A 23070-nucleotide genomic window follows, 5' to 3' on the forward strand; every position below is an offset into this window, starting at 1 on the left:
ATGTCGGCATCGACGGGAGTCATCCTGCAGGATCCCAAGTCATACAGTGTCAAGCTGCAGGTCAGTGAAACTGGTCCTACGCTTGGCACCGGCATTCTGGTTTCCGCCGACGGCCTCATTGTCACGTGCGTCCATGTCCTCCGCAACGGTGAATCCGGTAGCCCACGCATCGGTGATACCGTCACGGTGTGCTTCCCGGCTAGAGCTGGACGTGCCGCCGTATTCGCCGTTGCCGAACTGGTATGGCTACCAGAGGGCCATGATGACGACATTGCGTGTATTCGGACGGCGGAACCGGTACCGAGTTTCGCTCGGCCCGTAGAGGCGCTGGGATACACATTCGAGTCGCTCCGGAATCGATTCATCAGCTATGGCTACCGCCGAATGGAGAAGTATCACGCAGGAGTCGCCGACGGTGTCATTCTCGGGGAGGTGGAAGCTCCCGACGGCACGACGCTCCTGACTGAGCCGATTCAGTTGCGGTCCACTCAGATCAACGCGGGTATGAGCGGTGCGGGCGTCCTCGATGTGGAGCGGAATCTCGTAGTGGGAATCGTTTCGGAGGCGTTCTTCACCGATTCCTATGGAAAAGACCGTGATACGGCCTGGGCCGTCAACGCTAAGGTGCTGTCGCTGTCCAGCCTGCCGCTCGAACTCCGGAACGAACCTCTGCCGCTCGGACACGCGGAAACCCCCTCATTCGATCAGGGGCTGATTGCGCAGGCAAGTGCAGCCCCGGGCCACTTCCTGGAAGAAGCTCCAGGACTGTTGCCAGAGAGTATTGAACGTGAACCGTACTTTCAGTACCTCAACGATGCGTACGACGATGATCGATGCAAGGTCGTTGGGTTGATCGGCTTCGGTGGCGAAGGGAAGACCACCATCGTCCGTCACTGGCTCGACGATGTGCTCCGGCGAGCCGCTCAACCGGACGGAGTATTCTGGTGGGATTTCGGCGCACACCCTGATGCAGACCAGTTCTTCGACGCTGCACTCCGATACGTTACTGGAAACCGACTCTCGGCCGCTTCCGTTTCGAGTCAGGGTGACAACATGGCGGCGACCGTAGCGGGAATGTTCCGCCGCCGACGCTTTTTGATCATTCTCGACGGTCTGGAAACTCTGCAGCACCTCCAGTCCGATGAATACGGCGCCATCGCGAGCGGAGAATTTAGGGCATTCTTGCAGTATATGGCGGCGCCAGATCACGGCTCATTCCTCGTGGTGACCAGTCGAGCGCCGCTCATAGACCTCGCGCCCTATACGACGTACCAGCATCTGGCGGTTGCTCCCTTGAGCGTCGGTCAGGGCGTCCTTCTGCTTCAACGTCTCCACATCACGGGGCCCATACGTTCCATGGAACGCCTCGTGACTCAGTGGGGGGGCCACGCGTTGACATTGACCTTGCTGGCCGGTTACCTTTTGCGAAGGTATGGTGGAGACTGTCGGCATCTGACCACACTGTCCATACCTCATCGGCATTCCTCTCAGGGAGCCAAGCTAAAAGCGATCATGTCTCAATACGACGCGTGTTTGACCGACACCGAGCGAGGTGTGCTCGTACAGTGCAGTGTATTCCGTATCCCACTCAATTCTCAGCTGGTTCATCGATTCGCGGCGGAGTACGGTAGTAAGGCAGCGGCGGCTGAAACCGTTGGATACCTAATGGCCACGCGCCTAGTCCGCCCCATTGGAGCGGAGTATCTCAGTGTTCATCCAACAATCAGAGACTATTATGTACAAGACGCTAAAAAGGATGCAGAGAAGTTCGCCCGATTGCATGAGGTGGCACTGCGCCATTATCAGATTAGATTGGCGAGTTTGGCGCCGGCAGAAAGTCTTGAACAGTTGGTTCCAGCGATCGAAGCGGTACACCATGCGTGCGGAAGCGGTGAGTACGCTCTTGCACTCGAACTTGTCGAAGATCGTCTGTATCAGGGAACGACTGCGTTCATCACGAATGTTCTCAACGCGTATGACACCGTGCTTGCTGCTCGCTCCGAGTTCTTTCCCCAGGGTAGGTGGGAACTCGATCCCATGGCGCCTGACGACTCCGCGCGGGCTTGGATTCTGCATGAGGTCGCCACGTCACTTCAACTGCTCGGACGTCCTCGGGAAGCCGCGGGTATCTTCCGTCGGGCGTTGGCGGCCTTCGAGCACCGAGAAGACTGGCATATGGCCGCCGTTACCTGCCAGAACCTGGCCGAACTGTATCTCCGGCTCGGAGCCCTAGCGGTATGCGACGGTCTGGTGAGTAAGTGCTTCGCCCTCGCCCAGCAGGCTGATGATCGTGAAGACGAACTGGTGGCGGAGACCCTCCGTGGCGCGCTGCTGTATCTGAAGGGTGAGGGGGTGGATGCCCTCGTGTGCTTCCGCAACGCGCTGACGATTGCAGAAGAGGCAACGCCTCTACCCTTCCTCTACAGCTCAAGTGGACTCAAGTATGCCGAGGCGTTGCTGGAGCTGGGTCAGGTCGAGGAGGCCGACCAGGTATCGCGGATGAACCTTCGTATCTGCAAGGAAGCAAGTTGGCACGCAGACGTGGTGCAGTGCCGAATCGGGCTGGCCGACATAGCGCTAAGGCGCCATGAGGCCGGAATCGCAGAACGCGGCTACGTCGAGGCACTAGCAGCGGCGAAGCGACTTAGCCGCCGTGATGTCCTTGTTGTCGCCTTGTTGGGCTATGGTCGGTGGCTACTGTATGACGCGCAACCTTTGGAATCGGAGGTTGTGCTCAAGGAATGCATCAAGCTCGCGGCTCTCAGCGGCTACCGACTTTCGGAAATAGACGCACGGGTCGCCTACAGTGACGCTCTCCTGGCTCTAGGAGAAGCGGAGCACGCACTGTCGGAATTGACGGTAGCAGAGGAAATAGCCATTGAGATAGGATACGGGCTCGCGGTGGACAGGATTCGGCTCGCTCGTGAAGGTTACGACGCGGGTTCCGGATCCTGAGCACCGTCATCGTCTTCGGACACGGTGCTTGAGACGGAACCCTCGACGATCCGGCGAATGGTTTCGGCGTCGAGTCTTGGGTCGATCGGTGTGATGTGCCGCTTCTTGTCTTCGAATTCATCGGTACTCATTTTCGGCTCCCGTTGCTCAGGGCAGATGCCGGTTCAATGGATGCTCGCGAACGAATATAACAACGACCGTCGAGCGGCACGTCGTAGCGCTACCGCCGATCCAGACGACAATGGGTTGACACAGTCGTCGCGTGCGGAATGAAGTGGCTCGTGGCCGACAAGCCTCCCGTGGTCCGCCACGACACGGATTCTGGTATTGACAGTGGCTCTTCGCATGTATTTGGGCAGTTGCAATTGCCTCTGGCATCTGCCCGACGGTGCCAGTACCCCGGCGCGCGCTCGGCGGCGAAACGGATTCCGGTCAGCGCATCGCCGCGATGGCCTCCTTCACCCGGCGCAGGTTGCGGCGGCGGCGTTCGAAGGTCGCACCGACGACCAGCAGCAGCGCGCCCGCGATCGCCAGCGGCAGCCAGCTCGGCAACAGTGTCCACAGTAGCGCCAGTTCCCGGACCGCCACGACCGCCACGACGGTCCCGCCGACCACCACCGGCGCCTGCAACCGTCCGCGCACCCCCCACAACACGAAGGCGAGCGCGCCGGCGCCCAGCAGCAGACGGCGCAACGGCGTCTCACCGGTGACCAGGATCAGCGCGAGGCTCGGAAGCAGCGCCACGGCCAGCCCGGCGCCGTAACCACGCCAACTCGACAGCTCCGGCCGTCGCCGCCTCTCCAGTGCCCCACCCAACAGGGCCAGTGCCGCCAACGGCGACAGGTACGTCTCGATGACGCCGACGTCGCCGTTCCACAACAGTCCCCAGTACGCCAGCAGCGCCAGCGTTCCCGCCGCCACGTGGTACACGCGCGCGGGCAGCCAACGCCGTCCCCGCCGTAGCCCCAGTAGCGTGAGCGCCACCGCCTGGGCGATCAGGACGATCGTGACCGCCCACGCGGAGTCGGCGGTGAGTACGACGGCCGCCAGGAACGGCGGCCACGCGGCGAGCTCGAACCGGCGGCCGGTGCGCATCGCGGCCGACACGGCCAGCAGGCACACCGACACCGCGACCCCGGCGAGCCCGGCCGTCTCGGAGGGCAGGCCCGCCGCCAGGCCGGCGGCCACACCGGTGACGGTCGCGAACCCGCCGGCCAGGACGGCGCCGACGCGCCGGGTGGCCCGGGTGGCGGCGGTCGCCGAGAGCCAACCGCACACCACCGTCGCGAGCCCGAATCCGGCCAGGGTGGTGGTCGCGGCGGCGAGGGTCCCCGCCAGGCCCGACGCGCCCACGGTCGCGACCACGATCGTGATCGCCACCCGGTGTCCCACGTGCCAGCCCGGTCGTCCGGCCATCACCGCCAGTGCGGCCGCCGCGAGGACGGCCAGCACCGGCAGGGCGGGCCACGGCAGGTCCAGTACGACGGCCGCCGCCGGGATGAGCAACGCCGCCAGACCCCAGGCGGTGACCACTGTGGTGCGGAGTCGGGCGAACCCGGCGACCAGCAGCAGGAACGCCACCGCGGTGAGGCATCCGGCGGCGTATCCGTCGAGTGGGAACGGGATCTCCCACGAGTACGGGGCGAGGCCGTTCCTGGTGCCGGTGGGTTGCCTGCTCCACGCCGAGTCGATCCACCGCCACGGGAGCGCGTAGGTGGCGGCCAGGACGGGCGCGACCGTGACGAGGCAGGCGAGCGCGCCGGGGGTGGTCATCGCGGCGCGGCGTATCGCCCCGGCGCGATCGGGCAGCAGTAGGACCGCCGCACCGGCCGACACGACCGTGGAGACGCCCAGCGACGCCGCCGAACCGGTGAGCCAGATGCCCAGCAGCCCGATGCCGGTGGCGGTGACCGGGACCATCGCGGACACGGCGGTGAGTTCCGGGGCTCCCCGCCACCGCAGCAGCGCGGCGGCGAGCAGCCCGGCGGCGACGCCGGTCATCCCCGTCAGTTGCGTCAACGCCGACGGCCAGTCGAGGGCGAAGCCGGCCGCGACCCCGGTGATCGGCAGCCACAGCACCGCCCCGCCCGCCAACACCGCGGTGGTCGGACCACTGCGGGACCGCGCCGGGATCGACAACCCCAGGCAGGCCAGCAGGGTGACGGCGGGTGCGATCGCGTCGAGCGGGGGTGTCCAGGTGTACGACCAGGTCATTCCGAGTGCCCATGCCGACAGCCCGGCGCCGGTCCACACCGGCCAGTGGGCGTGGCCGAACGCCGCCGGGAGCGCCGCGGCCACGCCCGCCACCGCCACGCACACCGGAACCGTCCACCATGGAAGTTGCCAGGCCGCGGGCGCGGCCACCAGCGCGGCGGCCGTGGCGAGTCCCGCGATGATCCAGCCGGCCCGTGCCGACAGCAGCAACACCGCCCCGGTGGTCGCCAGGACCGCGAGCAGGACGGGCGTGCGCCAGTCGGGGGCCATGTCCCACTCACGGGGAAGGAGCCCGGTCGCGGCGTCGGCGGTCAGTACGGCGGCGATGCCGCTGAGCAGCGCGACGGCGGCGAACCGCAGGTCCCGGCCCGCCGACCCGGGGACGACGGCGGCCACGGCGGCGGTGAGGAGCCCCGCCGCGACGTACACCGTCGGCGGCCAATCCGGTGCGAAGGCGATCGTGACACCCCCGGACGCCACGAGGGCGGACACCATCGCCCCGGCGCGCGGCGCGCCGGCGCTCGCGACCCCCGTGGTCAGGGGCGTCACGAACAGGGCGGCGGTCGCCAGCGCCGCGAGCGGGATGACGGCCGCCAACGGCAGTTCCCCGTTCTGAATCAGTCGCATGGCCGGTCCGGCGGCGCTCAACGTGGCCAGTCCCAGGCCGGGCACCGCCCAACGGGCCGCGCGGGCGGCGTCGGGCGCGGTGGGCCAGGCCGCCACGGCCCACGCCGAGGCGACGGCGGCGACACCGATGAGGACGGCCGTTCCGTCCGGGACACCCGACAGGTGAAGCGCGGTGAGCACGGTGACGGTGCCGCCCCAGGCGGCGATTCCCCAGGCCGCACCGGCCACGGTGGCGGCCCGGCGTCCCCGGAGTCCGATGGCGACACCGCCCGCCAGGACGACCGCCGCCACGATCAGGGTGGTCGTGGCACCGCCTCTGGCGAGCGCGGCGGCCGTCACCAGCCACGCCACCGCCGTGACCGCCGCGGGTAGCCGACGGTCACGGTCCCGGAGGGCGTACGCGGCGGCGGCGACCGCGAGCCCGGCGGCCAGTGGCGCGACGGACGGCCATTCCAGCGGGGTGGTGGCGGGCAGGATCGCCGGAAGCGGGACCAGCGTGACCGTGGCGAAGGCGGTACGGAACCGCCGGGGGCCGCGCAGGGTGAGCGCCAGTCCCAGCGCGACGAGGAAGACCGGTAGCTGCCATCCGCCGCCGAGCGGGACGTCACCGGTGGGCGCCGACCACGCCGGTCCGGCGCGGGTGACGCCGACCGCGGTGGCCATGGCCGCGAATAGCAGTCCCAGGCCCCACAGTGCGAATGCGGCGAAGCCCGCCGTCCATTCCGCGCCCGGTCGCCACGGGGTGGGCAGGGCGCGGGCGGCGACCAGTAGCGCCGCCGCCGTCAGGCCGAGCGTCAGGATCTCCGTGTCGTCGCCGGTCCACGCCGAGACCTGGTCGGTCACCCCGTACAGCACGACGACGACGGCGGTGCCGGTGACGGTGCGCGCCATCGCCAGTCGCGGGCGCGACGGGTCGGCTCCGCGTCCGAACCACCAGGCGGCGAGCACGAGGACGAGCGCGGTGGCGGCCGGTAGCAGCGACCGGGCGGTTTCGCCGGCGTCGTGGAGGGTGGCGAGGACGGCCACCGCGACGGGCGCCAGCGCGAACCCGGGCGCGTGGGTGCGGCTGACCGGTTGGTAGACGGCGGTGACGACGAGTACGGCGAAAGCGGCGACCGGGAGCGCGACGGCGGGGCCGACGTGGAGACGGACCACGACGGCGTCGCACAGGACCGCGAGGACACCGAGTACGGCGACCGTCTCGGCGGTCGCGGTGAGTCCACGCATCCGCAGCGGCACGGGCGCGGCCAGCAGGACGGCGGTGACGGTGGCGAGGACGGCGGCCCGTCCGACGTCACCGAACTCGTTCCACGCGTAGACGGCGAAGCCGATGATCGCGACGGCCGAGACGAGTCCGCCCAGCATCAGCAGTACCCGTTGCGCCGACAGGGGAGACAGTTCGGGCCGGGCCGCCGGGGTGGGCGGTGGCGCCGGTGCGGTCGGCGGCGCGGCGGGCGGCGCGGCGGGCGGCGGCGGAACCGGAACCGGGGCCGGAACGGGCCGTGGCGTGCGGGCGGAGCGGGCGATGCGGTCGAGTCGCCTCAGGACGTCGGCGCGGTGTCCCTGGAGCGCGGTGAGCTCGGCGGTGAGCGCGTCGATCCGGCGGCGGGCGGCGGCCAGGGCCGCGTGCCGCCGGCCGACCTCGTGGTCGAGGCGGGTCAGTTCGTCGAGCAGGGGTTCGTGTCCCCGTCCGCAGCGCGGACATCCGGCGGCGGGCGCGAGGTGGCCGCACACCGGACATCGATAAGTTTCCACCTATGTACCGTGCCGCATGTGGACGCGTGTCCGCGCGGCCCCTCATCGAAGTTGGCGCGAATCCGGGATGGATCCGCGGCCGGACCGTGTAACGGCTCGCCCGGCGTGACCCGTGAGGTTCCGTCGATGCGCCGAATCGTTCCCGGGCGGTTCCGTGACCGGGGAGGATGGTGTCGTCCGGGGGCGCCACCGGTCCGGCGCGCGGAGTGGTTCCGCCGATCGTTACCGGCGAGTATTCTCGCAGTCGAGACCGGCGCGACCGGCTGGCACTTATTCACCAAACGCTGGAAAAGGTGACCCCTACATGGCCGCAAACCCGCAGTTCGACGTCTACCGTCTGCCCGAGGAGCACGAGGCGATCCGCGCCGCCACCCGTGAGGTGTGCGACGCCGAGGTGGCTCCCCGCGCCGCCGAGACCGACAGTGCCGCCGCGTTCCCGCAGAAGTCCTACGCCGCGTTGCGGGCCGCCGACCTGCACGCCCCCCACATCCCCGAGAAGTACCGGGGAGCGGGCATCGACGCGTTGGGTACCGCGATCGTCATCGAGGAGGTCGCACGGGCGTGCGCCTCGTCGTCGCTGATCCCGGCGGTCAACAAGCTCGGCACCATGCCGCTGCTGTTGGCGGCCTCGGAGGAGCTGAAGGAGCGTTACCTGCCCGAGGTGGCCTCCGGAGAGGCGATGTTCTCGTACTGCCTGTCGGAGCCGGAGGCCGGCAGCGACGTCGCGGGCATGACCACCCGGGCGGTCCGGGACGGCGACTCGTACGTGCTCAACGGCGCGAAGCGGTGGATCACCAACGCCGGCGAGTCGAAGTACTACACGGTGTTCGCCTCCACCGAACCCGGCGCCGGATCCAAGGGGATCAGCGCCTTCGTCGTGGAGAAGGACGACGCCGGGGTCAGCTTCGGCGCGCCGGAACACAAGCTGGGCATCAAGGGGTCGCCGACCCGCGAGGTGTTCTTCGACGACGTCCGCATCCCGGCGGACCGGTTGATCGGCGCCGAGAACGAGGGCTTCAAGATCGCGATGCGGACCCTCGACCACACGCGGGTCACCATCGCCGCGCAGGCGGTCGGCATCGCGCAGGGCGCGCTCGACTACGCCGCCGAGTACGTCCAGGAGCGCAAGCAGTTCGGCAAGCCGGTGTCGTCGTTCCAGGGCGTGCAGTTCATGTTGGCCGACGCGGCCATGAAGCTGGCCGCCGCCCGGCAGATGACCTACGTCGCCGCCGCCAAGTCCGAACGTGAGGACGCCGACCTGACCTTCTACGGCGCCAGCGCCAAGTGCTTCGCCTCCGACGTCGCGATGGAGGTCACCACCGACGCGGTGCAACTGCTGGGCGGTTACGGCTACACCACCGACTACCCGGTGGAGCGGATGATGCGGGACGCCAAGATCACCCAGATCTACGAGGGCACCAACCAGGTCCAGCGGGTCGTCATCGCCCGCCAGGTCCTCAACGGCCTGGTCAAGCCGTAGCGGAACCGCCCGCAGCGCGCGACAGGGGGACCGGCCGACTCGGCCGGTCCCGCCCCCGTCGCGGGACGATCCGATCGCTGCACGGTGGTCAGTCGATCGCCTGGTACAGCGTGCTCCAGAAGTCGTGCATGAGGTGCATCGGCGCGGGCACGGACGCCCCCACCTGGGTGAGGAGGATCCCGGTGATCCCGTTGTGCGGGTCGGCGTAGGTCGAGGTGCCCGAGCCGCCGTCCCAGCCGAACTGCCCCACGGGCGCGTAGTCGCCCCGGTAGGTCCGTACCGCCATTCCGAAGCCCCAGCCGCCGTGCTGTCCCTGTCCGTGTGAGATGTGGACGTTGTCGGTGGCCATTCTGGTGCGCGCGGCGAGCTGCGCCGGGTCGAGCCGGTTGGTCGTCATGAGTTCGACCGCCGGCCGCGACAGGATCCGCTCGCCTTCGTGGGTGCCGCCGTTGAGCAGCATCCGGAAGTACGCGTGGTAGTCGTCGGCGGTGGAGACCAGTCCGCCACCGCCGCCCTGGAACGCCGGAGGGCTGCTCCACCGGCCGCCTTCGGCGTCGTCCCACACGTGGAACTCGCCGGACTGCGGGTCGGGCGCGTAGAGGGTCGGCAACCGGTCGAGGTCCCGCTCCGGAACGTGGAAGCCGGTGTCCTTCATGCCCAGCGGCGCGAAGATCCGTTCCCGCAGGAACTCCTCGTAGGTCCGGCCGGTGACCCTGGCGACGAGCACGCCGACCACGTCGTGGCTGATCTGGTACTGCCAGTATTCGCCGGGTTGGTGCATGAGCGGGAGGGCGCCCAGGCGGCGCATCCACTCGTCGGGTTCCGGCATCGGCTCGGGCATGTTGGGGGTGAGTCCCCGCGCGAAGATCTCGTTCATGATCGGCGTGCCCAGGGACGTCATGTCCATGCCGAGTCCGAACGTGGAGGTCAGCAGGTCACGCACGATGATCGGGCGCCGCGCCGGGACCGTGTCGTCGAGCGGGCCGTCGATGCGGGCGAGGACCCGGCGGTCGGCCAGCTCCGGGAGCCATTCCTGTACCGGGTCGTCCAGCCGCAACCGGCACTCGTCGAGCAGCACCATGGCCGCCGACATCGCGACGGGCTTGGAGGTCGACGCCATCCGGAAGATGGTGTCCCGGCGCATCGGTGCGCCGCCGTCGTGCCGCATCGTGCCGAGCGCCTCGACGTGGGTCTCCTCGCCCCGGCTGACCAGGGCGACCAGTCCCGGGATCCTCCCGGACTCGACGTGCCGCGCCAGTACGTCGCGCAGCCGGCCCAGTTCCGCCTTCGAGAAGCCCTCACCGGTTGGGGTCGTCATGATTCTCTCCTGTGGTTCGTCGTGTCGTTCGATGGGGAAAGCCTCGCCGGGTGGGCTTTCAGGGACCTGACACCGCACTGTCACGTGACGACGGCCGCGTCGACCCGCACGGCGAAGGGGGTGGGCCGGTGTGTACCGGCCCACCCCCTTCGGTCCGTCGTCAGCGGGCCGGACGGTTGTAGAGACGTCGCGCCCACAGGTAGCCGCCCAAGGCGATCACGGCGCACCAGCCGAGGGCGATCGGCAGGTCGGCACCGACCGGGGCGCCGGTGAGCAGGCCCCGCAGCGCCTCGATGACCGGGGTGAACGGCTGGTACTCGGCGAACCAGCGCAGACCGGCGGGCATCGACGCGGTGGGGACGAAACCGCTGCTCAGGAATGGCAGGAGCGTCAGCGGCATCGGTAGGTTGCTGGCGGTCTCGACGCTCTTGCTGACCAGTCCCAGCGCCACCGACAGCCACACCAGCGCGAAGGTGACGGCGGCGAGGAGACCGACGGCGGCGAACCACCCGCCGACCCCGGCCGTGGGCCGGAACCCGACGGCGACGGCGATGCCGATGACGACCGCCAGCCCCAGGAACGTCTGAATGAGACTGCCGATGACGTGACCGGTGAGGACCGAGACCCGTGCGATGGCCATGGTGCGGAACCGGGCGACGATGCCCTCGGTCATGTCCATGGCGACCGAGATCGCGGTTCCCTGGACGGCGGCGGTCACCGTCATCAGGATGATCGCGGGTGCGACGTAGTCGACGTAGGCGGCGCGGCCACCGGTGGGGGCACCGAGTCCGTCACCCAGGGTGCCGCCGAACACGTAGACGAACAGCAGTAGGAAGACGACCGGCAACCCGATGAGCATCAGCGTCATGGACGGGTACCGCAGCATGCGTTTGAGATTGCGGCGCAGCATGGTCACCGAGTCGGTCAGGGCGTAGCCGGCGGTGCTCATCGGTCGGTCTGCCTTCCGTCACTGGAGGTCGGGGCGGTGAGGGTGAGGAACACGTCGTCGAGGTCGGGGGTGTGCACCGTCAGTTCGGTGACCTCGACGGACTCGCGGTCGAGGGTGTCGAGCATGGACCGCAGCGCCCGGCCGCTGCCCTCGCCGGGGACTCGGACGGTGAGCGTCTCGGCGTCGGGGACCGCGCCGTTCAGCACCCGGGAGGCCGCCTCCAGTTCGGCGAGGGCGGCGAACCGCAGCCGGATGTGGCCACCGGGCACCCGGCGTTTCAGTTCCGCCGCGGTGCCCTCGGCGACGAGGTGACCGTGGTCGAGGACCGCGATCCGGTCGGCGAGGGTGTCGGCCTCCTCCAGGTACTGGGTGGTGAGCAGGACGGTGAGGCCGTCGGCGACGAGATCGCCCACCATCTGCCACATGTCGCGCCGGCTGCGCGGGTCGAGGCCGGTGGTCGGTTCGTCGAGGAAGACGACCTTCGGGTCGCCCATGAGGGTCATGGCGAGGTCGAGCCGTCGCCGCATCCCGCCGGAGTAACCGGCCGCCGGTCTCGCACCCGCGGCCACCAGGCCGAAGCGTTCGAGCATGGCGTCGGCCCGGCGGCGGCTCTCCTTGCGTCCCAGGTGGTGCAGGTCGCCCATGAGTCGCAGGTTCTCGATGCCGGTGAGCAGGTTGTCCACGGCCGAGAACTGCCCGGTCACGCCGATGGCGGCGCGGACGGCGTCCGGTTCGGTCGCCAGGTCGTGGCCGTCGATCCGGGCGGTCCCGGCGTCGGGTGCCAGCAGGGTGGACAGGATGTTCACGGTGGTGGTCTTGCCGGCCCCGTTGGGACCCAGCAGCGCGAACACGGTGCCCCGCTCCACCGTCAGGTCGAGGCCGTCGAGGACGACCTTGTCGCCGAAGGACTTGCGAAGGCCGTTCACCGCGATCGCGGGTGAGGACGTGGTGGTCATGCCGGGTCTCCCTCGGGGTGTGCGCGGCGGACGGTGACGTCGCCGAAACCGGAGTGCGCGGTCACGTCGACGGTTCTCCCGGCGGGAGCGGGCGGTGCGCCGAGTTCGTCGAGTTCGCTGTGGGCGCGGCCGAAACCGGTGCCGAGGTCGAGCCGGGCGGCGACGCCTTCGGCGATTCCCACCTCGACATCCCCCATCCCGGTCTTCAGGACGAGCGAACCGCCGGAGGCGGAACCGACCCGGACGGCGCCGTTGGAGGTCCTGGCCTCGACGTCGGCGTGCGGCCGGTCCACCGAGACGGCGCCGTTGGCGGTGCGGGCGAGGACACGGCCGGTGACGGTGCCGAGCGCGATGTCGCCGTTGGAGTTCTTGACGACGGCGGTGCCCTCGACACGCCCGATGTCGACCCGCCCGGTCCCGGTGGTCACCTCGGTGTCGCCGGCGGCGGTGCCGACGGTGACGCGCCCGGCGCCGGTGTCGACGTGCAGCGGACCGGTCAGGTCGGCCCGGATGTGCCCGGCGCCGCTCTTGAACCGGCACCGGCCCAGCCGGCCGGTGCTCCACAGGTCACCCATCTGGGTGTCGACGTCCAGGCGGGAACCGGTGGGGACCTGGATCGTCACCCGCACCGACCGGGTCTTGCGGGTGACGTGGAACGGCTTCCTCCTCGGGGCGACGATCCGGAGCCGCCCGTCGGTGAAGTCGACGACGGTCTGTTCGGCGGCCTTGCGGTCGGACTCGTCGTCGGGGTCGGTCGGGGTCACCTCGACCACGGTGTCGTCCCGGTCGGTGGCGGTGACGTGGACGTCTCCGACGCCGAGTTCGGCCTCGACGGTGATCGGTGTGGGTGTGGGAAAGGCAGGCATGTCGGTTCTCCGGGTGGTGGATGTGTCGGTGTCGGGAGTAAAGGGGCGGTTCACTGGACCCAGCCCCGGTAGCGGTCGGATCCGCGTGGGCGTCGTCCGGGTGGTTGCCGATCCCGGTCGCGCCGTCGCAGTGCGGCGGAGGCGGCGCGGACGAGCCACGCGTTCAGCGAGCGGCCCTCCTGCGCGGCGTCCTCCTCGATCGCCGTCTTGAGCCGTTCGGGCAGGCGGAGGTTGATCCGGATGGTCGGGCCGTCGTGGCCGCCCGGTGGGTCGTCCTCGCCCACGGGTTCGGGGGCCTCGGGCGCGGCGGGTGGGGGCTCCGGGGGTCGGGTCACCACGAAGTCGGGGTCGCGTCCGCGGAGCCGCAACTCGACCGAGCCGGGGGCGAGCTCCCGGCTGATCTCGTCCGCCGCGGCGGACAGCGCCTCCAGGAGCGTCAACCGGATCGCCGGTTCCAGGGAACCCGCGAGCCGTGCGAACTGTGCGCGGGCCTCCTCGCCGCCGGTCTCCGCCAGGGCGGCGATTTCCCGCCCGAGACGGTCCACGTAAGAAGTCATGTCCATGGCATCATCATGACATCACGACGCCACTAATGCAAGCAATGCGACGTCATTCTGAGCCAAACTGAGCCAGGTTCGCGGCGCGACTGGCGCAGGCCGAAGGGAACCAGCTGGGAAATCGACAGATCCACGCCGATGATGTGGCGTGCGTCATGCCCACGCGGACAGGGATCGGCCGGGCGCGTCGGCGTCTCAATCCCCGATTGGCCCACTGCCCGGCACCCGATTGCGGAGGAGGCGGCGCGGGTGACGTCGTCGTGGCCGCCATGATGTCGTCGTGCCGCCGTGCGGCGTCATGGTGGACCGGCGCCGGGGACGGCACCGGTCCGCCGACGGCGTCACGTCAGGTGCGGCTATTCGCCCCGGAGTTCCCGGGCCATCCCCTGCAGCCGCTCCTGCAACGCATCCAGTTCCGCGGCGGAGGACGGGTCCGCCTGCCGCCACAGCCGGACCAGTTCCCGGGCCGCCGGCCCGTCCGAACCACCGCCCGCCGGATCGGCCGCCGACCAGGCGAGCAGGTGCACCCGGTGTTCCCGTTCCGGTTCCACGCCGAGGACGGCGTCGACCCACTCGCGCGGCAACGGGAACGGCCGCGCCTCCGCGGCGAGTTCGGTGATCACCTGCGCGGCCCGCTTCCCGGTTGTGGCTCGGACCTGCAGATGGGCGACCGAACGCGCGAGGGCGCTCGACAGCGGCGCGAACGCGATCCCGACCCCCACGCCGTACAGCAGGCTGAGCCAGATCCGCTCCGGGAAGGCGACGGCCAACGCCGCCGCGGCCACCACGACGCAGATCACGTACCACCGGTATCGGAGCCGTTCCAGGGCCCGGAACCAGCCGGGTACCGCGCCGGGGAATCCGGCGAGCGCGTCGTCGAGGCGCCGGACGGCCTCACGGACGTTCGATTGTGGACCGGGCGAGGTGACGATCAGCGCGCGGGACCGCGCACCGCTGGTGAGCCAGGAAGGCCGTGTCATCGGGGGCTCCTCGTCGTGGTGATCGGGGGGAACGGTGCGGTGCGATCAGTCCGAAGGGGACGTCGAGTGCCCCTGACGAAGGCGTGGCCCGCCGTCGTCGAATCGGGCTCGGCGTGGTCGCCGGGGCATCGCGACGGTGTGGGAGGTGCCGAGGTCGACGGTCGGCAGCTTCTCGTGTGAGTGGCCACTGTCCTCCTCACCACGGGCGACGCGACGGTGGTGTCCCGAGTGTATCGGCGGGGCCCCGGCCGGTCCCGGTCGTTGACGGTCGGGGGACGGGCCGTTCCGGCGTCACACCTCGTCGCTCCGGAGGCTCACGACGGCCTCGCGGTCGAGGCGGGTCAACTTCTCCGGATTGCGGACCGTGTACAGCCCGGCGATCCTGCCCGCCTCGATCCTGACGGCGATGACCGAGTCGAGCGCGCCGTCGATCCGGACCAGCAGCGCCGGTCCGCCGTTGACCTCGGTGGGTTCGAGACCAACCCGGCCCCGCAGCTTCCGCCGCCAGCCGCCGACCAGCAGTCTGGCTGCCTTGTCCGCGCCGGTGACGGGGCGGGGGAACGCCTGCGCGACGCCGCCGCCGTCGGCGAGCACCACCACGTCGGGGGCCAGGACGCCGAGTAGCCCGTCGAGGTCGCCGGTCTCCAGGGAGTGCCGGAACTCGGCGAGCACCCGGCGGGATTCGGCCGGGGTGACGGCCGCGCGGGGGCGTCGCGCGGTGATGTGCGACCGCGCGCGGTGCGCGATCTGGCGCACCGCGGCGGGGGACTTGTCGACGGTGCGGGCGATCTCCTCGTAGGACAGGTCGAAGACGTCGCGGAGGACGAAGACGGCGCGTTCGGTGGGGGTGAGGGTCTCCAGGACCAGGAGCATCGCCATGGAGACGCTGTCGGCCAGCGCGACGTCCTCGGCGATGTCGGGGGCGGTCAGCAGCGGTTCCGGAAGCCACGGCCCGACGTAGGACTCGCGTCGCCTGGAGAGGGTGCGAAGCCGGGTGATCGCCTGCCTGGTGGTGATCCGGACCAGGTAGGCCCGCCGGTCGCGGACGGTGTCGAGGTCGACGCCGGACCACTTCAGCCAGGTCTCCTGGAGGACGTCCTCGGCGTCGGCGGCCGATCCCAGCATCTCGTACGCCACGGTGAAGAGCAGGTTGCGATGCGTGACGAAGGTCGCGGTGGCGGGGTCGGGCTCCCCGGTGTCGCCGGGCGCGTGCGTCGACGGTGGCGTTTCGGGTTCGGCCATGACCGGTCCTGTCTGTGTGGTGCGACGATGACGATCACGAGACGCCGCCCAAGGTAATCCTGTGACAGGTCGTCGCGCACGTCACGCCGCCCCATCGGAGCGCTTCGGGGGGATCAGCGCGCCAAGGCGCCGCCCAGCACCGTGTCGACCAGGCGTTCCGCGTCGCCCGCCGCGATGGGGATGCGTCCCAGCGCCCGAAGCAGTACCGCCCCGACCAGTGCCTCCGCGATCTCCTGGAGGCGGCTGCCGTCGCGCAACTGCCCGGCCTCGACCGCGTCGGCCAGGCGTCCGGTGACGGAGGACTCGGTTCCCAGGCTGTCGTGCAACCGCCGCCCGATGTCGGCGTTCTCGGTGGCGGCCGCGATCAGCGACCGCACCAGCGACTCGCCGGAGGGCTCCCGCAGGATCGTGAATATCCGATCGGTCCAGGCGATCAGGTCGGCCTTGACGTCGCCGGTGTCGGGAAGGCCGAGGTCCGGCATGAGCAGGCCCTCCAGCAGGCACTCCGCGACGAGTGCGCTCTTGGAGGGCCACCACCGGTAGATGGTCTGCTTGGCGACGCCCGCCTCGGCGGCGATGCTCTCCATCGCGAGGTTGTCGTATCCCGACGCCTGGAACAGGTGCGCGGTGGCGCGCAGGATGGCTACTCGGGCGGCCTCGCTGCGGACCGCGCCGCGGCGACGCTGGGACATGTGAGTCATCATACGAGCCGATCAACTAGACGCAACGTTGCGTATATTGGATCGTCCCCTCGACTCGGAAGGAACACGATGGCGGAACTGCTGTACCGATTGGGCGCCTTCGCGGCGAGACGCGCGTGGCGGGTCGTCGCCGCGTGGTTCGTGGTGCTGCTGGCGGCGGGTGCCGGCTTCGTCATGGGCTTCGGCACCCTGACCACCAGCTTCGACATCCCCGACACCGCCTCCGCCGACGTCATCGAGGAACTCGAACGCGAACTCCCGGACTTCAGCGGCGCCTCCGGGACCGTCGTGTTCCAGACCGCCGACGGCACCGCGTTCACCGAGGGACAGCGCGCCGAGATCTCCGCCCTCATCGAGGACACCGACGGGCTCCCCGACGTCGCCGACGTCGTCGACCCGTTCGCCACCGAGGAACAACGCGCCGCCCGTGAACGGGAACTGGCCGACGGCCGGGACCAGATCGAGGACGGCCGGCTCCAACTGGACGAGGGCCAGGCGCAGCTCGACCAGGGGGTCGCCGACCTCGACGCCGCGCAGGCCGCGCTCGACACCGCCCGTGAGCAGGCCCAGGCCGCCGGGGCGCCACCCGAACAGCTCGCGCTGCTCGACGAGCAACAGGCGCAACTCGACGAGGCCCGTGACCAGCTCGCGCAGGAACAGGACAACCTCGACGCCTCCCGCACCGAACTCATCGAGCAGAGCGAACAGCTCGAACTGGGGGCCGAACTGCTGTCACTGGCCGCCGACATCCGGATGGTGTCGGAGGACGGCTCGACCGCACTGGTCAACGTCGCCTTCACCGAACCCCGGCTCGACCTGTCGGACGCCTCCAAGGAGGCCGTGATCGCGCACTTCGAGTCCGACCCGGTCGAGGGAGTCGAGGTCTCGTTCTCCACCGACATCGCGCAGGGCGTGCCGGAGATCCTGGGCGTCGGCGAGGTCGTCGGCGTCGGTATCGCGGCCGTCGTGCTGCTGGTGATGCTGGGCACCGCCGTCGCCGCCGCCCTGCCCATCGTCACGGCCCTCGTCGGCGTCGGTATCGGCGTCCTGGCCACCCTGGCGTTCTCCGACGTCGTGCAGATGGCGTCGATCACGCCGGTGCTGGGCGTCATGCTCGGCCTCGCCGTCGGGATCGACTACTCGCTGTTCATCATCAACCGGCACCGCAAGCAGCTCCAGAAGGGCGCCGACGTCGTCGAGTCGATCGGTGTCGCCAACGGCACCGCCGGCAACGCCGTGGTGTTCGCCGGTTCCACCGTCGTGGTCGCGCTCCTGGCCCTCAACATCACCGGGATCCCGTTCCTGGGGCTGATGGGTTCGGCGGCGGCGGTCTGCGTCGCCGTCGCGGTACTGATGTCGATCAGCCTCACCCCCGCACTGCTCGGCATGGTCGGGCAGCGCGTCCTGCCGCGCCGGGCACGCGCCGACTCCGGTGAGCCTCGGACCGAACCGGCCGCGCCGAAGCCGATGGGGACACTGCGTGCGGTCCTCACCGTGCTGGCGACGGCGGCGGCCCTGCTCACGCTGGCCATCCCGGCGCTGTCGATGCGCCTGGGCCTGCCCGACGGGTCGTCCGAGCCCGCCGACTCGGCGTCCCACCGGGCGTTCGTCGTCACCGAGGAGGCGTTCGGCGCCGGTGCCAACGCGCCCCTACTGGTGACCGCCGACCTTCCGCCGGGACTGGCCGACGACGAACTGCTGTCCGCGCAGTTGACGGTGGCGCGCGCGATCGCCGAACGGGACGACGTCACGGCCGTGGCGCCGATAGCGGTCTCCGACGACAACGCCCTGGCCGCGTTCCAGGTGGTCCCCTCCGGCGGCCCGAACAGCGAGTCGACCGAGGCGCTGGTCCACGACCTGCGGGGACTCGCGCCCGTGGAGGGCGAGGACGTCCTCGGCGTCGCGGGCCAGGCGGCGATAAACATCGACATATCCGAAGGGCTGCAGGAGGTGCTGCCGGTCTACCTGATCATCGTGGTCGGCCTTTCGCTGCTGATCATGATCGTGGTGTTCCGGTCGCTGCTGGTGCCGCTCATCGCCACCGGCGGGTTCATCCTCTCGCTGTTCGCGACCTACGGCACCGTGGTCGCCGTCTTCCAGTGGGGGTGGCTCGCCGACCTGGTGGGCGTCGAGAGTCCCGGGCCGATCCTGAGCTTCCTGCCGGTGATCCTGGTGGGCATCCTGTTCGGACTGGCGATGGACTACCAGTTGTTCCTCGCCTCGGGGATGCGGGAGGCGTACGTCCACGGCTCGTCTGCGCGACTGGCGGTCGCCCAGGGGTTCCGGGCGGGCCGCTCGGTGGTCATCGCGGCCGGGCTCATCATGGTGGCGGTGTTCGGCGGGTTCGTCTTCTCGGAGTCGGTGATCATCCGGCCGCTGGGCTTCGGTCTCGCCTTCGGGATCCTGGTCGACGCGTTCGTCGTGAGGATGCTGTTGATGCCCGCCCTGATGCACCTGCTGTCCAAGTCGGCGTGGTGGCTGCCGCGCGGTGTCGACCGCGTCCTGCCCAACGTCGACGTCGAGGGCGCGGCGCTGGAACGGCGGCACGCCCTCCACTGAGGACGGGTTCCTCCCGGTTCCGCGCCCGCGACCACCGCGGGCGCGGAACCGTCGGTCACTCCGGCTGATGTAGTCCGAAGTAGACGCCCTGGTCGTCGCGGCAGGCCGTGAACCTGCCGAACCCGGGACTCGGCTCACCGGGGTCGCCGGCGGTGCCGCCCAACTCCCTCACCCGTTCCGCCGCCGCCTCGATGTCGTCCACCCGGAAGTACAGCCCGATGGTGGCCGAGGAGTCACCGGGATGCACACCGCCCCGGATGCCCGCGGTCTCCAGCCTGGCGCCTCCGCCGGTGCGGTGGGTTCGCCACCCGAACAACGCCGAATAGAACCGTTCCGCCCGTTCGGCGTCCGGCACCCCTATCTCGAAGAAACTCGGTTCACCCGTCATCTCGTCTCCTCTCCACTGCGACGTTCAGAGGCCGTCTCAGCGCCCGCCGTCCTGCCGCTCGTCCGCTCGCGACGAACCAGGACCGAAGCCGGCCTCCAGGTCGCCGGCGGCACGGTCGCTCCCGGTCCCCCCGTGACGGCCCACGCCTCCCGGCGAACGCTCTCGCGGCGGAGGGCCGGTGGAGCCGCCGCCATATGATGTTCACCGCACGGCGGGACACGGGGAGGCCGATCGGTGGAATTCCGGGTACTGGGTTCCTTGCAGGTGTCCCACGACGGCGTCGAGATCCCCGTCCGCGGCCGGATCGCGATACGACTGCTGGCCGTCCTGTTGACGGCTCCCGGCCAGGGCGTCTCCATGGCGAGGCTCATCGAGGGCGTGTGGGACGGTGATCCACCCGAGACCGCCCACCGGCAGGTCAGGCACGCCGCCTCCCGGTTGCGGAAGGCCCTCGGTGACGGCCGCGTCCGTTCGGCCGGTGACGGCTACCGGCTCGACCTCGACGGCGCGTCCGTCGACTCGCGGCGCTTCGCCGAGGCGGTACGGCGCGCGAGGACCGCCGCCGAGTCGGGAGACCACACCGAGGCCGTCGAGTCGTCGCGCGCGGGACTGCGGTTGTGGCGGGGCGAGCCGTTCTCCGGCCTGTCCGGCCGGATCATCGACGCCGAGGCGGGCCGGCTGAACGAACTCAGGCTCGCCGCCACCGAGGACCGGCTGGAATGGGAACTCGACGCCGGCGACCACACCGAGACGGTGGGGGAACTGCGGCGCCTGTTGTCGGACAACCCGTACCGGCAGCGTCTCGCCGGTCTGCTGATGCTGGCGCTGTACCGGGAGGGCCGCACCCCGGAGGCCCTCGACGTCTACGAGCGGATCCGCGCCCGGTTCGCCGACGAACTCGGCCTCGACCCCGATCCGGCGTTGCGGAGGCGTCACGCCGCCGTACTGCGCGGCGACCCCGCCCTCGACGCCCGGCCGCCGGTCGGCGCCGCCCCACGCCGGGCGGAGCCCGCGATCGCGGGACCGGTGCCCGCGCAGCTTCCGGTCGCGCCGGTCGCGTTCACCGGACGCGACGCCGAACTGCGGGCGCTGGACGCCCAGCTCGACGCGGGCCGGTCACGTTCCTGCCTGGTCACCGGTGCCGCGGGTGCGGGCAAGACCTCCCTGGCGGTCCACTGGTCCCACCGGGTCCGCGACCGGTTCGGTGACGGCCAGTTGTTCGTGGACATGCGCGGCTTCGACGACGGCGAACCCGTCGGGGTGGCCGACGCGGTCGGCCGGCTGATCCGGGCACTCCACGGGCCGGGGGCCGTGGTGCCGTCCGATGTGGATGAAGCCGTGTCGCTGTACCGGACGCTGACCGACCGCAGGCGGTTGCTCGTGGTGCTCGACAACGTCCGCGACGCCGCCCGGGTGCGGCCACTGCTGCCCGCCGGAGACGGCTGCTTCGCGTTGGTGACCAGCCGCAACCGGCTCACCGGCCTCACCGTCCTGGACGGCACCGCGATGGTGTCGTTGGGGACGCTCCGCCGCGAGGAGTCGGTCGCGCTGCTGACCGACGTGCTCGGCGCCGAACGGCTCGCCCCGGAACCCGGTGCCGCCGACGCGCTCGCCGAGCGGTGCGGCGACCTCCCGCTGGCGTTGCGGATCGCCGCCGCGCACCTCACCGTCCACACCGAGAAGACCCTCGCCGGATACGGCGCGGAGATGCGCGACGGCGACCGGCTCACCGCCCTGTCGATCGACGGCGACCCCGACGCCACGGTCACCGTCGCCCTCACCCACTCCCACCGTGCCCTGGACGCCGAGGCGCGAAGGCTGTTCTGCCTACTGGGGATCGTCCCCGGGGACGACTTCTCCGGCGACCTGGCGGTCGCCGTCCACGCGCAGGCCGGTACCGACCGGGTCCTGGACCGGTTGGAGACCGCGCACCTGATCGAACGGCACCGGCCGGGCCGCTACCGGCTCCACGACCTGGTGCGGGAGTTCGCCGCCAAGACCGCCGCCCGCGACCTCGCCCCCGCCGACCGGGACGCCGTCGCGGACCGGTTCATCGACTGGCACTACCGCCGACGCCTGGAACCGCTACCCGACGAGGAGGACAACGTCATGGCGGGGTGCCTGCGGTTGCGTGGCCACCCGGAACTGTGGAAGTTGGTGTCCCCCCTGATGCACCCGCTCGGCCGTGGCCGACGGTTCGGGGAGGCCGGGCCGGTCATCGAGTCCGCCATCGCCAACGCCGCCGCCGACGGTGACGCGCTGGGCAGGTTCCGCGCGATGAACGTGCTGGTGGCGTACCACTGCGCCGCCGACGACGACGCCGCCGCGATAGAGACCGCCCGTGCGGCGGTCGCCGTCGCCGAGCAGGTCGACGACGCGTCGCTGGCGGGCGCCCACGCGAACCTGGGGGTATCCCTGTTCACGGCGGGCAGGTACACCGAGTCGGAGGAGCAGATCGGTCACGCCCTCGCCGTCGCGCCCGGCTCGCTCGACTGGCGGGTGAGATTCGGGTTCCTGCTGCAGTACCTGATAGTGAGCGTCGAACTCGGCCGGTACCACAACGTGGACGAGACCGAGCGCCGGCTTCGCGACGGGTTCCCGGTCGAGGAGTCACCGCAACGTGCCATGTGGCTCGACTTCGCGATGATGCGCCGTTACTCGGCCGTCGGGTCGCGTGACAGGGCGCTGCGCATGGCGGCCAGGGTGATCGAGGTGGCCACCGCACTGCCCGACGACCGCTGGAGGACACTGGCGCTGCTCGAACGCGGTGCGTTGCGCCGCCGGGCGGGTGAGTTCGAGGCCGCCGGGCGAGACCTGCGGGAGGCGTTGCGCCTGGCGCGCAAGGTCAACCGGATCACGGCCGAGGCCGGGGCGCTGGTCGAGTCGGCCATACTGGCGACCGAGATCGGCGACCACCCGGGCGCGGCCGAGTACGCGGGTGTCCTCCGCGAACCGCGTTTCCATTCGACGGCCAGGAGGTCGATGCAGGCGGACATCGCCTTGGCCTGGAGCATCGTGAGTCACGGGGTCGGTGAGCACCGTACGGCGGCGCACCACGCGAGGCAGGCCGTCACCCTGAACTCCCACGGCCCCAGGCCGTTGCCCACCGCCCGGGCGTACCTGGCACTGGGCCGGGCACAGGCCGGATACGGGGATCACACCGCCGCCCGCGAGTCCTGGCGGGACGCGCGGGACCGGTTCGAGGAACTGGGCGTACCCGAGGCCGAGAACGCCCGCCGGCTGTTGTCCCGATACGAGGCGGGCGGCGGCACCCGCTGACCCGTCACCGGCGCGGGCGACCGTACTCGGTCGCGACTCGGTTCCGACTCGTGCAGGCGCCCCGCAGAGTGGAGGACATCCGCTCGAAGGAGAACGGGAGAACGCATGGCGTCGGACCCGACGGCCGCCGGCACGGATACGGCGGCACGTCGTTCGCACGGGCTGACGGACCGGATCACCGGTCGTGAACGGAGTGAGCGGCCTTACCGTTCGCGGCCGTCACGGTGATCCGGAGCCCTGGGAA

At 70.4% G+C, this 23070-nt stretch carries 14 protein-coding genes; 4 read left to right on the forward strand and 10 right to left on the reverse strand.

Annotated features, from left to right (window positions below):
* Nucleotides 1-2955, forward strand: a complete 2955-nt coding sequence (locus LX16_RS22110) for a serine protease (protein WP_147142664.1) — start codon at nucleotides 1-3, stop codon at nucleotides 2953-2955.
* 432 nt (nucleotides 2956-3387) lie between these two features.
* On the opposite strand, the gene LX16_RS22115 is transcribed toward LX16_RS22110, so the two are convergent.
* Nucleotides 3388-7551 carry an SCO7613 C-terminal domain-containing membrane protein gene (locus tag LX16_RS22115; protein ID WP_147142667.1) on the reverse strand — a complete coding sequence of 1388 codons (4164 nt, stop codon included), beginning with the start codon at nucleotides 7549-7551 and terminating at the stop codon, nucleotides 3388-3390.
* Between the two features lie 304 nt (nucleotides 7552-7855).
* On the opposite strand from LX16_RS22115, the gene LX16_RS22120 reads away from it, so the two are divergent.
* Nucleotides 7856-9031, forward strand: a complete 1176-nt coding sequence (locus tag LX16_RS22120) for an acyl-CoA dehydrogenase family protein (RefSeq protein WP_147142670.1) — start codon at nucleotides 7856-7858, stop codon at nucleotides 9029-9031.
* A gap of 88 nt (nucleotides 9032-9119) precedes the next feature.
* Here the strand turns inward: LX16_RS22120 and LX16_RS22125 are convergent, their stop codons facing one another.
* The 8 genes from LX16_RS22125 to LX16_RS22160 all read right to left on the reverse strand — a co-directional run bounded on the left by LX16_RS22125 (nucleotide 9120) and on the right by LX16_RS22160 (nucleotide 16591).
* On the reverse strand, nucleotides 9120-10349 hold the full coding sequence (locus LX16_RS22125) for a serine hydrolase domain-containing protein (protein ID WP_147142673.1): 1230 nt from the start codon (nucleotides 10347-10349) through the stop codon (nucleotides 9120-9122).
* Nucleotides 10350-10509: 160 nt separating this feature from the next.
* Complete coding sequence (locus LX16_RS22130) at nucleotides 10510-11298, reverse strand: ABC transporter permease (RefSeq protein WP_147142676.1); 789 nt, start codon at nucleotides 11296-11298, stop codon at nucleotides 10510-10512.
* Nucleotides 11295-12254, reverse strand: a complete 960-nt coding sequence (locus LX16_RS22135) for an ABC transporter ATP-binding protein (protein WP_147142679.1) — start codon at nucleotides 12252-12254, stop codon at nucleotides 11295-11297. Before LX16_RS22135 ends, LX16_RS22130 begins: the two co-directional genes overlap by 4 nt.
* Complete coding sequence (locus LX16_RS22140; protein WP_147142682.1) at nucleotides 12251-13120, reverse strand: DUF4097 family beta strand repeat-containing protein; 870 nt, start codon at nucleotides 13118-13120, stop codon at nucleotides 12251-12253. Before LX16_RS22140 ends, LX16_RS22135 begins: the two co-directional genes overlap by 4 nt.
* A gap of 50 nt (nucleotides 13121-13170) precedes the next feature.
* Nucleotides 13171-13683: a YlcI/YnfO family protein gene (locus LX16_RS22145; RefSeq protein ID WP_147142684.1), complete on the reverse strand. Its 513-nt coding sequence runs from the start codon at nucleotides 13681-13683 to the stop codon at nucleotides 13171-13173.
* 350 nt (nucleotides 13684-14033) lie between these two features.
* Nucleotides 14034-14657 (reverse strand): hypothetical protein, encoded by a 624-nt coding sequence (locus tag LX16_RS22150; protein WP_147142688.1) that lies wholly within the window; start codon nucleotides 14655-14657, stop codon nucleotides 14034-14036.
* A 291-nt stretch (nucleotides 14658-14948) separates the two neighbouring features.
* The gene (locus LX16_RS22155) at nucleotides 14949-15899 is read right to left on the reverse strand and encodes an RNA polymerase sigma-70 factor (protein WP_147142691.1); all 951 of its coding nucleotides are present in this window, start codon (nucleotides 15897-15899) and stop codon (nucleotides 14949-14951) included.
* A gap of 113 nt (nucleotides 15900-16012) precedes the next feature.
* Complete coding sequence (locus LX16_RS22160) at nucleotides 16013-16591, reverse strand: TetR/AcrR family transcriptional regulator (protein ID WP_147142695.1); 579 nt, start codon at nucleotides 16589-16591, stop codon at nucleotides 16013-16015.
* Between the two features lie 78 nt (nucleotides 16592-16669).
* Here LX16_RS22160 and LX16_RS22165 point away from each other — a divergent pair, with 78 nt between their 5' ends.
* Nucleotides 16670-19159: an MMPL family transporter gene (locus LX16_RS22165; protein WP_147142698.1), complete on the forward strand. Its 2490-nt coding sequence runs from the start codon at nucleotides 16670-16672 to the stop codon at nucleotides 19157-19159.
* Nucleotides 19160-19214: 55 nt separating this feature from the next.
* On the opposite strand, the gene LX16_RS22170 is transcribed toward LX16_RS22165, so the two are convergent.
* Nucleotides 19215-19547: a VOC family protein gene (locus LX16_RS22170; protein ID WP_147142700.1), complete on the reverse strand. Its 333-nt coding sequence runs from the start codon at nucleotides 19545-19547 to the stop codon at nucleotides 19215-19217.
* 234 nt (nucleotides 19548-19781) lie between these two features.
* Between LX16_RS22170 and LX16_RS22175 the strand changes: the two genes are divergently transcribed.
* A complete protein-coding gene (locus tag LX16_RS22175) occupies nucleotides 19782-22826 on the forward strand; it encodes an AfsR/SARP family transcriptional regulator (RefSeq protein WP_147142703.1) in 3045 nt (1014 codons plus the stop codon).
* The last annotated feature ends 244 nt before the right edge of the window (nucleotides 22827-23070 follow it).

Source organism: Stackebrandtia albiflava (genome assembly GCF_007994225.1).
In the GTDB taxonomy this organism is placed as follows: Bacteria; Actinomycetota; Actinomycetes; order Mycobacteriales; family Micromonosporaceae; genus Stackebrandtia; species Stackebrandtia albiflava.

Coding starts and splice junctions, on each gene's coding strand:
- LX16_RS22110 (WP_147142664.1), top strand. CDS start 1: ATGTCGGCATCGACGGGAGTCATCCTGCAGGATCCCAAGTCATACAGT.
- LX16_RS22120 (WP_147142670.1), top strand. CDS start 7,856: ATGGCCGCAAACCCGCAGTTCGACGTCTACCGTCTGCCCGAGGAGCAC.
- LX16_RS22125 (WP_147142673.1), bottom strand. CDS start 10,349: ATGACGACCCCAACCGGTGAGGGCTTCTCGAAGGCGGAACTGGGCCGG.
- LX16_RS22130 (WP_147142676.1), bottom strand. CDS start 11,298: ATGAGCACCGCCGGCTACGCCCTGACCGACTCGGTGACCATGCTGCGC.
- LX16_RS22135 (WP_147142679.1), bottom strand. CDS start 12,254: ATGACCACCACGTCCTCACCCGCGATCGCGGTGAACGGCCTTCGCAAG.
- LX16_RS22140 (WP_147142682.1), bottom strand. CDS start 13,120: ATGCCTGCCTTTCCCACACCCACACCGATCACCGTCGAGGCCGAACTC.
- LX16_RS22145 (WP_147142684.1), bottom strand. CDS start 13,683: ATGGACATGACTTCTTACGTGGACCGTCTCGGGCGGGAAATCGCCGCC.
- LX16_RS22150 (WP_147142688.1), bottom strand. CDS start 14,657: ATGACACGGCCTTCCTGGCTCACCAGCGGTGCGCGGTCCCGCGCGCTG.
- LX16_RS22155 (WP_147142691.1), bottom strand. CDS start 15,899: ATGGCCGAACCCGAAACGCCACCGTCGACGCACGCGCCCGGCGACACC.
- LX16_RS22160 (WP_147142695.1), bottom strand. CDS start 16,591: ATGTCCCAGCGTCGCCGCGGCGCGGTCCGCAGCGAGGCCGCCCGAGTA.
- LX16_RS22165 (WP_147142698.1), top strand. CDS start 16,670: ATGGCGGAACTGCTGTACCGATTGGGCGCCTTCGCGGCGAGACGCGCG.
- LX16_RS22170 (WP_147142700.1), bottom strand. CDS start 19,547: ATGACGGGTGAACCGAGTTTCTTCGAGATAGGGGTGCCGGACGCCGAA.